11 protein-coding genes are annotated in these 12,309 nt (G+C 61.6%); 3 read left to right on the forward strand and 8 right to left on the reverse strand.

What is annotated here, in order from left to right; genetic code table 11:
- Nucleotides 1–2 precede the first annotated feature (2 nt).
- The 6 genes from ACSQ84_RS34555 to ACSQ84_RS34580 form a co-directional block, all read right to left on the reverse strand.
- Nucleotides 3–557, reverse strand: a complete 555-nt coding sequence (locus ACSQ84_RS34555) for a hypothetical protein (RefSeq protein WP_436216229.1) — start codon at nucleotides 555–557, stop codon at nucleotides 3–5.
- Between the two features lie 171 nt (nucleotides 558–728).
- A complete protein-coding gene (locus tag ACSQ84_RS34560) occupies nucleotides 729–1,715 on the reverse strand; it encodes a hydroxyacid dehydrogenase (RefSeq protein WP_436216230.1) in 987 nt (328 codons plus the stop codon).
- A gap of 31 nt (nucleotides 1,716–1,746) precedes the next feature.
- Entirely contained in the window at nucleotides 1,747–2,847 is a 1,101-nt protein-coding gene (locus tag ACSQ84_RS34565) for an ABC transporter ATP-binding protein (RefSeq protein ID WP_436216231.1), read from the reverse strand.
- A 5-nt stretch (nucleotides 2,848–2,852) separates the two neighbouring features.
- Nucleotides 2,853–3,767 carry a carbohydrate ABC transporter permease gene (locus ACSQ84_RS34570; RefSeq protein WP_436216232.1) on the reverse strand — a complete coding sequence of 305 codons (915 nt, stop codon included), beginning with the start codon at nucleotides 3,765–3,767 and terminating at the stop codon, nucleotides 2,853–2,855.
- Nucleotides 3,767–4,699 carry a carbohydrate ABC transporter permease gene (locus tag ACSQ84_RS34575; RefSeq protein ID WP_436216233.1) on the reverse strand — a complete coding sequence of 311 codons (933 nt, stop codon included), beginning with the start codon at nucleotides 4,697–4,699 and terminating at the stop codon, nucleotides 3,767–3,769. The genes ACSQ84_RS34570 and ACSQ84_RS34575 overlap by 1 nt, the downstream gene beginning before the upstream one ends.
- Nucleotides 4,700–4,860: 161 nt before the next feature.
- Nucleotides 4,861–6,201, reverse strand: a complete 1,341-nt coding sequence (locus ACSQ84_RS34580) for an ABC transporter substrate-binding protein (RefSeq protein ID WP_436216234.1) — start codon at nucleotides 6,199–6,201, stop codon at nucleotides 4,861–4,863.
- Between the two features lie 456 nt (nucleotides 6,202–6,657).
- Here ACSQ84_RS34580 and ACSQ84_RS34585 point away from each other — a divergent pair, with 456 nt between their 5' ends.
- Both ACSQ84_RS34585 and ACSQ84_RS34590 read left to right on the forward strand, forming a co-directional pair.
- A complete protein-coding gene (locus ACSQ84_RS34585) occupies nucleotides 6,658–7,371 on the forward strand; it encodes a Spy/CpxP family protein refolding chaperone (RefSeq protein ID WP_436216235.1) in 714 nt (237 codons plus the stop codon).
- A 1,166-nt stretch (nucleotides 7,372–8,537) separates the two neighbouring features.
- The gene (locus tag ACSQ84_RS34590; RefSeq protein WP_436216236.1) at nucleotides 8,538–8,804 is read left to right on the forward strand and encodes a PilZ domain-containing protein; all 267 of its coding nucleotides are present in this window, start codon (nucleotides 8,538–8,540) and stop codon (nucleotides 8,802–8,804) included.
- A gap of 13 nt (nucleotides 8,805–8,817) precedes the next feature.
- Here the strand turns inward: ACSQ84_RS34590 and ACSQ84_RS34595 are convergent, their stop codons facing one another.
- Together ACSQ84_RS34595 and ACSQ84_RS34600 are read right to left on the reverse strand one after the other, a co-directional pair.
- A complete protein-coding gene (locus ACSQ84_RS34595; protein ID WP_436216237.1) occupies nucleotides 8,818–9,786 on the reverse strand; it encodes a Bug family tripartite tricarboxylate transporter substrate binding protein in 969 nt (322 codons plus the stop codon).
- Nucleotides 9,787–9,871: 85 nt separating this feature from the next.
- Nucleotides 9,872–10,510 carry a DsbA family protein gene (locus tag ACSQ84_RS34600; protein ID WP_436216238.1) on the reverse strand — a complete coding sequence of 213 codons (639 nt, stop codon included), beginning with the start codon at nucleotides 10,508–10,510 and terminating at the stop codon, nucleotides 9,872–9,874.
- Nucleotides 10,511–11,376: 866 nt separating this feature from the next.
- Here ACSQ84_RS34600 and ACSQ84_RS34605 point away from each other — a divergent pair.
- Nucleotides 11,377–12,198: a helix-turn-helix transcriptional regulator gene (locus ACSQ84_RS34605; RefSeq protein WP_436216239.1), complete on the forward strand. Its 822-nt coding sequence runs from the start codon at nucleotides 11,377–11,379 to the stop codon at nucleotides 12,196–12,198.
- Nucleotides 12,199–12,309 lie beyond the last annotated feature (111 nt).

Here is a 12,309-nt window from a genome sequence, read left to right on the forward strand (position 1 = left end):
GATTACGCTTCGCCGCTGTCCTTCCGCGCCAGATTGGCGGCGGCGGCGCGTCCCGTCATTTCGCTTTTCAGGTGCTCGAACCGGCGCCGCGCCTCGGCTTCGCGGTCGTCGACCAATTGGATCGCAGCATCCTTGCTCATGGGACCGCTAACGATGGGGGCGGAATTCTCGCCGATGGTCTCGTCGACGTAATAGTCGCCCTGATCCTCGCGGACCGTCCATTTGAAGCGGATCGCGGCCATCGGTCCGGGCCCGACCTTGGAATAGCCGTGGGCTTCAAGAGCCTTGGCCTCAAGGGTCTTGGCCTCAAGAGCCTGGGTCTCAAGTGCATGGGCCTCGAGAAGCAGAGCCGCCTCAAGCGGTGGAGGATCCTCAAGCGGCGGAGGGGCCGCGAGCGATGGAGATGCTTCGAGTGGTGGAGGTGTTTCGAGCGGCGGAGGGGTGGCCGGGCCATCTTCGACGGCAGGCCGTTCCCGCTCGCGGGGGATTACGGGCGGCTGATCGAGAATGCTGGCGATCGCCGCCAGCGCGTTGTCGGTCGGGTCGTTGTGGCTCACAATTCAGCCTCCGGATCGAATTCCGTCTGCGGAATCGGTGTCCCCGTTGCCGCCCGGCTTCTTTTCCTCGCTTCCGAATGAGGCTGAGTTTTGTCCATCAGGTGCAAATGGGCGGTATCCTGTGCTTCCACGGGCGGGTCCCATGCATGGTCAGCCCGCATCGCTGACGCGTCAGAGCACGTCCTGATTGATCACGTTCTGGCGTAACGGATCGCCGTCGAGAACGCTCAGGATATTGCGCGCGGTCTGCTCGCTCATGCGGTCCACGGCTTCACGCGTCACGCCGGCGACGTGGGGTGCGAAGATCACGTTCGGAAGCGCGAACAGCGAATGGCCGGCGGGCGGCGGCTCCTGTTCGAAAACGTCGAGACCGGCGCCGGCGAGTTTACCGGATGTCAGCGCGTCATGCAGCGCGGGTTCGTCGACGATGCCGCCGCGCGCGGTATTGATCAGGTAGGCCGCCGGCTTCATCCGCCGCAATCGCATGGCATTGAACATACCGATCGTTTCCGGCGTCTTCGGGCAGTGGATGCTGACGAAGTCGGCGCGCGGCAGCGCTGCATCGAGGTCTGTGACCGCTTCACAACCGGCGGCCGTGATGTCCGCCGCAGGCTTGTAGGGATCGAAGACCAGCACGTTCATTTCCATCGCCTGGCAGCGTTTTGCGGTGCGGCTGCCGATGCGGCCGAAGCCAACGATCAGGACGGTCTTGCCGTAGAGGTCGTACGGCAGCATGCCGAGCCGGCTCGGCCATTTGTTGTCCCTGACGATGGAATGCATTTCGACGGCGCGTTTTGCCAGTGTCAGCATCATGAACAATGCGCACTCGGCAACGGAGGGCGAATTCGCGGTACCCGCCACCATCAGCGGGACCTTGCGGCGGCTGAGGGCGGGAACGTCGACCGCATCAAAACCGACGCCGATCCGGGTCACCACCAGCATGTCCCTGGAGGCTTCGAGCTCCAACTCGCCGAACCGGGTGCCGCCGAGCGCGACCCCATGGACCGGGGCGTGCTGTTTCAGCTTGGCCTGAAAATCCGGTTGCGAGATCATGTTGGGGAACTCGACGAGCTCGATGTCCTCGCGCGCGTCGAGCAACGCGCGCCCCTGCTGTGACATCGATTCCGTGACGAAGATTTTCTTCTTGTTGGTCGCCATTTCCTGCCCTTGGTCGCTGTTATCTCCGCCGTCAAATGACGGCGCCGGTTGCCTCGTTTAGCAGGTGCATATTGTTGAGGTCCACTGCCAATCGGAGCGGGGCGCCATCCTGTGCGCCGGCGTTGGGATTGACCCGGCCGCAGACCGTCGCGCCGTCGAGCGGGAAATAGATCAGCGTCTCCATTCCCATCGGCTCGGTGACGTCGAGCACAGCGTCGAAGTTCTCGACGCCCGGCTCCGCATGCGGACTGGCTTCCGTGATGTGCTCGGGCCGCAGCCCCAGCAGCAGCTTGTCGGTCCGGGAGACGCTTTGGTATCTGGCGGCGCGTGCCGGCGGCAGCGGGAAGGCGAGACGGTCGGTGATCCGGATATGCAGCTTGCCGCCGGATTCTTCCAGCCGGCACGGGATGAAGTTCATCGCCGGCGAGCCGATGAAGCTGGCGACGAATTTCGTCGCCGGCTTGTGATACAGCTCGTTCGGCGTTCCGATCTGCTCGATGCGGCCGTGGTTCATCACCACGACCCTGTCAGCGAGCGTCATCGCCTCGACCTGGTCGTGGGTCACGTAAACCGTTGTGGTGCGGACCTTCTGATGCACCTTCTTGATCTCGATCCGCATCTGGACGCGGAGCTTGGCGTCGAGATTGGACAGCGGCTCGTCGAACAGGAACACTTTTGGGTTACGCACGATGGCGCGGCCCATGGCGACGCGCTGGCGCTGGCCGCCGGACAGCTGCTTCGGCTTGCGGTCGACCAGTTCGACGATGTCGAGCATGCGCGCGGCTTCGTCGATCCGGGTCTTGATCTCGGCCTTCGGATAGCGCTTCAGCCGCAGCCCGAACGACATGTTTTCCGCGACCGTCATGTGCGGGTAGAGCGCGTAGTTCTGGAACACCATGGCGATGTCACGATCCTTCGGCGGCACGTCGTTGACGACGTCGCCTCCGATCATGATATCGCCGTCGGTGATGTCCTCGAGCCCCGCGATCATCCGCAGCGTGGTCGATTTTCCGCAACCCGACGGGCCCACCAACACGACAAACTCATGGTCGGCGATATCGAGATCGATGCCGCGCACCGCCTCGACCTCGTCGTACTTCTTGACAACCTTACGCAACGTGACGTCAGCCATTGAGTTCAACCCTTTGTCGCGCCGGCGGTCAGGCCGGCAATGTAGTAGTCCATCAGGAAGGCGTAGATGATCAGCGGCGGCGCGGCGCCGAGCAGGGCGCCGGTCATGATCTGGCCCCATGCGAACACGTCGCCCTTGATCAAGGTCGTGACGATACCGACCGGAAGCACCAGCTGATCCGTCGATGTAGTGAACACCAGCGGATAGAGAAATTGCGCCCAGGAGACCGTGAAAGCGAAGATGGTCGCGGCGATCAGGCCGGGCATGGCGACGGGGATGAAAATGCGGGTCAGCGTCTGGAACCAGGATGCGCCGTCGATGATCGCGGCTTCATCGAGTTCCTTGGGAATGGAGGCGAAGTAACCGATCATGATCCAGGTGCAGAACGGCACCGTCAGCGTCGGATAGATGATCAGCAGCACGTACCATTTGTTGATCAACTGGATCCCGGTCAGGTCGCCGAACGCCACGAACATCTTGAACAAGGGGAGGAACAGCAGCGTTTCAGGGATCAGGTAGGTCAGGAACACGCCGGTTGCGAGCGTTGCCGAGCCCCAGAACCGCATCCGCGCCAGCGCAAAAGCCGCCGGCACGCTGATCAGCATGGTGATGGTCACGACGAAGATCGAGACCAGCGCCGAATTGCGAAAGAAGGTCAGAAACTGGTTCGATGTCAGTAGTTCGACGTAGTTCGACAGTGTCGGATGGTAAACCCACCACGGGTTGGTCGCCGCGGAGATTTCGGCGCTGGTCTTCAGCGACGTGATCACCATGTAGAGCGGCGGCACCAGTGCGAAGACCGCGAACAGGACCAGGAAAAAGTACGACCATCGCAACGCCCAGGTGCGGTCGCGGGTCATGCTGCGTTGCTTCACGGTGCGCCTCGGCGCGCCCTTGTCGATCACGACGGTGCTGGTCATCAGGCTTCGTTCCCGCGTTTGTTGATGTCACGCAGGATGAAGACCGCTGCGATGGCGAGTATCGGCACCATGAACAGCGAGACGCTGGCGCCGAGCGGTATGTCGCCGCCCTCGATACCGATGCGGAACGCCCAGGTGGCGAACATATGGGTGCGGTCGAGCGGACCGCCGGCGGTCAGGATGCGCACGATATCGAAGTTGGCGAAGGTGACGATCAGGGAAAACAGCGTCGTGATCGCAATGATGTTGCGCATCATCGGCAACGTCACGTACCAGATGCGCTGCCACCAGTTGGCGCCGTCGATGGCCGCGGCCTCATAGAGTTGATCGGGCACCGACTTCAATGAAGCCAGATACATGATCATGAAGAACGGCGCGCCGAACCAGATATTCACCAGGATGACCGAGAACCGGGCCCAGCCGGTCTCCCCGGTCCATGGAATCCGGTCGATGCCAATGCCGGCCAACAAGTAGTTGAAGGCGCTGTACGACGGATCGAACAGCCACAGCCACGCCAGCGTGCTCATGGCCGGCGGAATGACCCATGGCACCAGCAGCATGCCGCGCCATTTGCGCTGGCCCTTGGCCGGAAGGTTGTGGACGAAGTGAGCCACGATGAAGCCGATCAAGGCTTTGAAGACGACGGCCGTGATCGCAAAAATGCAGGATTGCTCGACGACCAGCCAGAAAGTCTCCCGCTTGAACAGGAACTGGAAGTTTCCGAGCCCGATGAAGCGCTGCATCGACTTGTTCAGGGTGGCCAGATGCAGCGAGTAGAAGGCCGGATAGATCACCAGAAGCAGGATCAGCAGGATCAGCGGCAGCGTCATGAGGAAGGCCGCGGTCGATTTGCGCTTCAGGGCGGTTCGTAAACTGGCGCGCTTGCGCGCCGTTCGCGGAGCGGCGTTACGCTCGATCGCGACCTCAGCCATGATGCATCTTCCTCGCGAGTTTCATTTCAGAGCAGGGTGGTTCTCAAAGCAGCGTGGTTTCCTCATCGAGAAGCCGGCACGGCGCCGGCTCCCATCGTGTCGGCAGGAGGATGCGCGCCGCCACGGCCCGCGATCCGACGGGCGGTGGCGGCGAAATCACCTCAGCTTCGCATGAAGCCTTCGAGTTCGCCTTCTGCCCAGGCCAGCGTCTTCTCCATCGGCTCGCCGCGGTAGAAGCGCACGCACATCTTGGTGAGCGTTGCCTGGGTGTAGATCTGCTGGGCGACCTTCGGCGGCGCCGGCGACGCCGAGATGGAGAGCAGCTGATGCTTGAACGGATTCGGATAGTGGTAGAGCGTACCCTTGGGCGGCCCTTCCTCGGCCCATGTCTTCAAGGTGGTCAGTTTCTCGAAAGCCGGCAGGTCGTAGCCGCCGCTCGCCGCCACCATCTTCTCGACCGCATCCGGCTGGGACAGACGGGTCAGCACGCTCTTGGCCGCCTCCTTGTTCTTGGAGAAGTTCCAGACGCTCCAGAAGTACGGCAGGAACGGCGCGAAGCGGCCCTTCGGACCGACCGGGAAGCCGTGGGTCCAGCACTGCTCCGCGACCTGGGTCGCATCGCGCTTGGCTACGGCCCACGCGCTCGGCGGGTTCATGATCAGCGCGCCTTTGCCCGAGACCAGCCACCGGTTGTTGGAGCCGTCGTCCCACGCCGGCGCGTCCGACGGCAGGAAGGCCATCAGCTTTTTGTAATATTCGAGAGCCTGCCGAACGTTGTCGTTCTTGACGACGACGTTGCCCTTGGCATCGACGACCTCCGCCCCGAAGGCCAGGAAGAACGCGCCGACGGTATCGACGGAGTCGCTGGTCTCGCCAAGACCGATGCCGAAGGGAACGCCGCCCTTGTGACAGGCCTCCGCCGCCTTCAGGAACGCATCCGTGGTCCAGGCGTCGGCTTTCGGTGCTGAACCTGCCGGATACATCGCCTGCACGTCGATGCCGGCATGCTGCTTCATCAGATCGATGCGCGAGCAGGGCCCCTTGATCTGGCTGCCGACGCAAGCCGGAACGCCGAGCCATTTGTTGCCGGCCTTGCCGAGATACTGCACGGTGCCGTTGACTTCGCCGTTTTGCTTGATCAGCCCCTCGACCACGTCATTCATGGGCTCGAGCAAATCCGCCTGCGCGTGCGGCCACCAGGTTGGCATCGCCAGAATGTCATGGCCGGACTTCGCCTGAGCTTCGGCGGCGATCGTCAGCAGGTTCTTGTTACCCTGGCTCGGGATGTAGTCGATGGTAACCTCGACTTTTTCCTTCGCGGCCCACTCATTGACAATATCGGTAGAAGCCTTGTTGGCGCCGGGCACCCAGTGATCCCAGAACCCGATCGATAATTTGCCGGCGGCGTGTGCGCCGCGCACGTAGGGCGCGGTCACGAGTGCAGCCGAAGATAGCGCTGTCGCAGCAATAAATTGGCGTCTAGTAAGCTTCTTCCGTGTCATGGCGTTCCTCCCTGGATGGGCCAATCGGATAGAAAGAAATTCCGCTTTCGTTTTTGATTGAGCGCCGTTTCGGACGCCGCGGATATTTCATTATTGACGATCAGAGCAGAATTGCCAGCGTCTGTCGAGAAATCACGTATGCGCGGTCCTAGAACTAACGTTGCGCGCAAATTGCAGGCAGCGATCGTCCGTTGGCGCCGGTTCCTGTTGCGTGACGCGGAATATTGCGTTGCACATATCGAACGCATCAAGGGGCATGAGGGTGTGAAATAGCGCCGCAGGTTTCCCAGCTGCGTGTCCGACTTGGGATACGCCACCGTTTTCATCACTTGGATGAACTTGCGCGGCAGGTAGACTTGCGCGCCGCGACAACGATAAAATCGGATTCGAAAGCGGTCCCTCAGCCGCAGCGACCAGCCACGCCGGCAACTCACCATCGACCATGGAGGCCAAACAATGACCTGCCCGACATCGAAGCTGCGCGCGCGGCTGAAACTGTGCGCAGCCCTTGGGGTGGCCGCCATCATGCTGATCAGCGCCCCGCGAACGGCAGACGCGCAGGTGGTTGAGGGCGTCCAAAAGGGCGCCCGTGAGGGGAATAAGGCCGCCGGACCGGTCGGCGGCGTGCTTGGCGGCGCTATCGGCGGTGTCGTTGGGGTTGTGACCGGTGTTACCGGCGTCCTGACGGGCGGCGCGCAACAGCCGGCCAAGGACAGCAAACAGGGCGACGCGGCAAAATCCGGCAAGGCGGCCAAGGGGACAAAGACGGCGGCAAAGCAGCCGCAGGTGCTGACCCAGACCGGCGCGCCGCAACTCACCGCCGAACAGATCGTCGCCACCAGCGATGCCAATATCGAGCGCATCAAGAAGTCGTTGAATCTAACGCCCGAGCAGGAGAAGAATTGGTCCGGCTTCAATAGTGCGATGCACTATCTCGGCCATAACGGCGCCGATCGCCTCAATCTGCGGATAGCGCGCGCCAAGCGCGATCCGCCCGACGACATTATCGAGCAGATGCGCAACGAGGCCCAGTTCCTCAACGACCGCGCGGTCGATCAGCGCAACGTGGCCGATGCTGCCGAGCCATTATTCGCAAGCCTGGACGAGAAGCAGAAAAAGATCTTCATCCAGGAAATGGTCAATCTGAGCCACGAGCGCGGGCTGGATTGATGCGGACATCCTGACGCGTTCGCACGAAGCGTCATTCGCCGCGATCAACTCGGCGACCCGCTTCGGATGAAAATGGGGTTTGCCCGCGCGCGAATAGCCGGGCACGCATGCCCTGGGGTAGGTTGAAGGCGCGGCACCCGGCTATCCTGCCGCAGCGGCGCGGCGGTTCCAATCGCCATGCAATGATGAAGAAACCCTGACGGACTCGCGCCCGACTGATGGCTGACTCGGGGCGTTGTCGGGAACGAAGGCGCAAAGCCGAAATCACAAAGCCTGAATTCAAGCATGTTCGGCCAGCGCCGGGCTGGCCGAATACGCGGCGCAGGCCTGGCTAGCTGGGGATATCAAACGCAATTTGGGCCATGTCAGACCCAGTGCCAGCGGCATCACGCCCTCGAGACCGCAAGCGCGGCCCTTGACCTCAGCCAAGAGGCCAGGCCTGCCTATCGCAGGACCTTACCCACCCAAGCCCCACGCACTTCGCGCATAGGGCCTTCACTGACATTGGCAATCATCGCAGCGCCCAACAGCAACACAGCGAAACTCAGCCCAAGCAGATCGCCCCAATTCCAACTCATCGTATTCCTCCCTTGTTCGGTCCGGGTTGATGCGCAAGCACGGACTTCGTCTGTTGGACTACCGCCCTGCGTCGGGCCAAGGTGCCGCCCTACGCAATAGGTCCGCGATTCAAGTTGGCAGATGCCGAATCGTTCCGATCGCCACCAGTCGGTCTTGATCCCAGGATCAAGAGACGGCGCGCCGGGCCACGTCTGAGCGCATCTTCAAAGAGCGATCGAGCAACTGACTGGTCGTTGAAAGCGGCCGCTTGGCAAGGCGCGCAGCACCCTCCTTTACCGGGTGTCGGCATCAACTTGACCATTTGGTAAGGATGGCGGCGGCGCCCAACGCGATCGGTCGGGACGTGCTGACATGGTCCGGCGTGCTCTGACGTAGGACGGTGCCCCGGCCGATGAAGATGGGCACTATTGTTTCGCCGTGAAGCTATGATGCCGCGGCCCGCGCCGCGAGCCTCTCTAGCGACTTCCGACCGACCGCGGGACCCCGCAAGCGCCAATCGCCACCGCTCGCGTGCGGTGCACACGCTGCATTTGCTTAAGCTTTTGCGGCTAACTAGATAATTTACGCACTATCCGCGGCCGCAACGCATGGACGAAAAGCGAAAACATCCGCGAACCGAGATCGAGGAGCCCGCCTATGTTTCATCGGGCGGCTCCGTGATGCGTTGCGTGGTGCGTAATATTTCGATCGAGGGTGCGGCGATCGACGTCGAGAACCCGGCATTCGTCCCGCAGCGCTTTCGCCTCGTGATGGCTAAGGATTGCTCGATCGTTCATGCGTGCCGGGTGGCCTGGATCAAGAAGAGCCGGATCGGCGTGACGTTCGTGGATGTCGCGCAGGATCCGCCGAAATGATTGAAGGATTAGGTCATTCTATCCTCAGCTTCGCGTCACGTACCACTTTGCTCCATTTTTCCATTTCCAGCCTGATGCGGGTGGCAAACTCTTCCGGCTTGTTGGCAACCGGCTTGAATCCCAGCACGGTCAGGCGTTCCCTGACGTCGGCCCGACCGACCGCCTTGGCAATTTCGCGATAGAGCAGTCCGACGATCTCCTTCGGCGTTCCCGCCGGCGCAAGGACGCCCGTGATGGTATCGGCTTCCTGATCCTTGATGCCCTGCTCGGCGAAGGTCGGCACGTCAGGCAACTGAGTGACGCGCTCGCTTGCGGCAACGCCGAGCGCGCGCAATTGCCCGGCCTGCACTGCCGCGAGGGCAGGTGGCAGCGCGGTAAACGCGATCGGCGTGTGCCCGCCGACGGTCGACTGGATCGCGGGCGCAGCCCCGGTAAACGGCACGTGCACCAGGTCGAGGCCGAACGCCAGCCGAAACAGTTCGCCCCCGAGATGCGGCGTCGAACCGACGCCGGGACCGGCAAAGCCGTATCGGTCCGGATTGTCGCGGATCAATTGCACCAATTCCGGAAGCGACCTGGCCGGCACCGACGGGTTGACCACCACCACGTTGGGCGAAACCGCAACCAGCGTCACCGGCGCGAAATCCTTGACGGCATCGTACGGCACCTTGGCGTAGAGGCTGGGATTGACCACAAAGCCGGTGCTGACGACCATGACGGTGTAGCCATCGGGGCTCGCGCGGGCGACAAGGCCGGATGCGGTGTTGCCGCCGGCGCCGCCGATATTCTCCACGAAGAACTGCTGGCCGAGCGCATCGGTGAGTTTTTGCGACACCAGGCGTGCAATCACGTCGGTTGGACCGCCGGCGGGAAATCCGACAACCACCCGCACCGGGCGGTTCGGATAGCTCTGTGAAGAAGCCGCCGGGATGCCGCCCAGCAGCAGCGCAGCAGCGAGCAGGATGTGCAGAACGGCCGCCATGACGCCCCCCGACCCTATGTTTGTAGACGCGATCATCAACGACGATGGGCCGCCGAACAAGGGGAGGCGTGGACGGGCGCGGTCGCTATTTCCTGAGCAGCGGTTTAATCCGTTGTTCCAGCTCCTCGAACGACATCGAGCCTTTCAGCCGTTCGCCGTTGACGAAGAAGGTCGGCGTTGAATCGACCTTGAGCGTCTGGTGGGCGTATTTCTGATCGGCGGCGAGCTTGTCGAACATCGCCTGGTCCCTCTCGCACGTCGCCACGTCCTGTTCGCTCATTCCGTTCAGCTTGCCGATGAAGTTCAGCGTTTCCTTGGTCTGCGCGATCAGTCGGTCCTGCAGCTTGAACAGGGTCTCGATGGCGCCGAGATATTTCTCTGAATCGTTCTTGGCGATGCAGCGTGCCAGCATCGAGGCCGCCGCCGCCTTGATGTCGAGCGGGAATTCGCGGAACACGAAGCGGACCTTGCCGGTGTCGATGTATTTGGAGCGCAGCATCGGAAAGACGTTCTCACTGAAGGCAGCACAATGCGAGCAGCTCATGGACGCATATTCGGTGATGGTCACCGGCGCCTTCGGCGATCCGATCACGATATCGGGCAGCGACACCGACTTTGCGACCGCGGCCGTCATCGCGCTTTGCGCCACGGCAAAGCCTGCAAAAGGGGGTGTCGCGATGCAAGCGAGCAGGGCAGCGATGGCGGTGCGCAAAAGGGCGTTCAACGGGTCATTCCAAGTTTATCGTCGAAGAGAATGCAGGTACTTTCCTCTTCCGAGTTGTCTTCTTTTAACACGCAACGACGAAGCCGGGTGTGTCACAACAGCGAGATTCGCCGACCCGTATTGCGTGTTTTTATGGCCGGCGAGACCCTGTGCGAGCGCGTCGAAAAGCCGCCTTGAGGTTGATCGTAACGCAGTGAACTTCTCAAAGTAGCTGTCTGCGGCGGTTTTCGACGCCTCTCAAGCGAGACGCCACTATCAGTTTTCACGATTTTTTCATGCGGCCAGAACGCTTTGCTCGCGAATTGCGGACGCGCATTGGCAAGAGTGATCTCAGACGACGGCGAGCGCCGAGCAAGCGTTCCGGCGAGATCACGTAGTACTACGGATGCGAGCTGCATGGTCGGGGCACCCGAGTTGGATATATTTACGCGCGGGACACATGCACGAGGGACGGTCGGTAGCCCGCGCGATCGAATTAAACGTGCTTGCTTACGATGATTGACGATCGTCGTTGACCGGAAAATCTTGGCGATCCATTCATGCCGAGCGAACAGGGCTTCAAGCCAGTGCGCAGGAAGGGCGGGGGGGCAGTGGCAATAGATCCTTTCATAGACGATATCTATGAAGCGGCGGTCGTTCCGGAGAAGTGGCGATCGATTCTCGATCGTTTGGCGGAAATAGCCGATGCCGAAGGTACGTTGCTGTTCGCAGCCGGTCCTGGCGATCCCAGATGGCTGGCATCCAGATCAATCGAGGGGTTCATCGAGGATTGGACCGGCAGCAAGTGGTATCTCGACAATCCACGCGGCCAGCGCCTCGTTCCGATCGACGAACCGAGATTCCTGACCGATCTGGATGAGTTGACGATGGAGGAGATCGACGCCTCCGATTTTTATACCGAACTACTGCGCCCCCGAGGACTTGGATGGTGCGTTGGAACGTCGATCCGTTCACCGGCCGGCGATACGCTGGTGTTCTCGATCGAGAAGGCTCACAACAAGGGACCGGTACCTCGTTCAGTTGCGGAGACGCTGGATCATTTGCGTCCGCATCTGGCCCGGGCATCGATCCTCTCGGCGCGATTGGGACTGGATCGGGCGATGTCGACGGTCGCGACGCTGGACGCGATCGGCTTGCCGGCCGCGGCATTGGCGCCCACTGGCCGCGTCATCTCGGCCAATGGCGGTTTCCTCGCGAACGAGGCCCGTGTCCGCGTCGGCGCGGGAAACCTGATCCAATTTGCTTCCGAACCGGCTCAGCGGCTGCTGATGGAAGCCGTTTCGAGCGGCGCGCGTTCGTCGACCGGGACTGGCCGGTCCATTCCAGTCCGGGCCAGCAGAACAGACCCGGCTTTTGTCGCGCACGTCGTGCCCCTGCACGGCGGTGGACGGGATGTTTTTACCGGCGCCTTGTCGATCGTTTTCATCACGTCGATGGTGCCGAGCACCAGCCCCGCGGCGCCGTTGCTGCAGGCGCTTTTTGATCTCACGCCGGCGGAGGCACGCACGGCAAGCCAGATCACGGAAGGCAAGTCCGTCGAACAGATATCGTCCACCACCGGAATAGCTCAGAATACGATTCGAACTCACCTGAAATCAGTCTTTCACAAAACCGGAGTACAGCGACAGGCAGAGCTGGTCAGCTTGCTCGGCGTGTCGATCAATCAGTCCACGCGCCGCACCGGTTAACGGCCTAACCCATTTGGGGGGTTACTATTTTCTTGGCGGGGTCAGGCTTGACTTAGCCGCGACGATTTCTAAAGACTACAAAAAAGAAAGTTCGACGAAAATTTATTTCGA

Origin of the sequence: Bradyrhizobium sp. LjRoot220 (assembly GCF_964252915.1) — a bacterium.
Taxonomy (GTDB): domain Bacteria; phylum Pseudomonadota; class Alphaproteobacteria; order Rhizobiales; family Xanthobacteraceae; genus Bradyrhizobium.

Excerpts from the sequence above, each read along its gene's own strand:
- ACSQ84_RS34560 (WP_436216230.1), bottom strand. The coding sequence starts at position 1,715 with ATGGCGACCAACAAGAAGAAAATCTTCGTCACGGAATCGATGTCACAG.
- ACSQ84_RS34565 (WP_436216231.1), bottom strand. The coding sequence starts at position 2,847 with ATGGCTGACGTCACGTTGCGTAAGGTTGTCAAGAAGTACGACGAGGTC.
- ACSQ84_RS34570 (WP_436216232.1), bottom strand. The coding sequence starts at position 3,767 with ATGACCAGCACCGTCGTGATCGACAAGGGCGCGCCGAGGCGCACCGTG.
- ACSQ84_RS34575 (WP_436216233.1), bottom strand. The coding sequence starts at position 4,699 with ATGGCTGAGGTCGCGATCGAGCGTAACGCCGCTCCGCGAACGGCGCGC.
- ACSQ84_RS34580 (WP_436216234.1), bottom strand. The coding sequence starts at position 6,201 with ATGACACGGAAGAAGCTTACTAGACGCCAATTTATTGCTGCGACAGCG.
- ACSQ84_RS34585 (WP_436216235.1), top strand. The coding sequence starts at position 6,658 with ATGACCTGCCCGACATCGAAGCTGCGCGCGCGGCTGAAACTGTGCGCA.
- ACSQ84_RS34590 (WP_436216236.1), top strand. The coding sequence starts at position 8,538 with ATGGACGAAAAGCGAAAACATCCGCGAACCGAGATCGAGGAGCCCGCC.
- ACSQ84_RS34595 (WP_436216237.1), bottom strand. The coding sequence starts at position 9,786 with ATGGCGGCCGTTCTGCACATCCTGCTCGCTGCTGCGCTGCTGCTGGGC.
- ACSQ84_RS34605 (WP_436216239.1), top strand. The coding sequence starts at position 11,377 with ATGGAGGAGATCGACGCCTCCGATTTTTATACCGAACTACTGCGCCCC.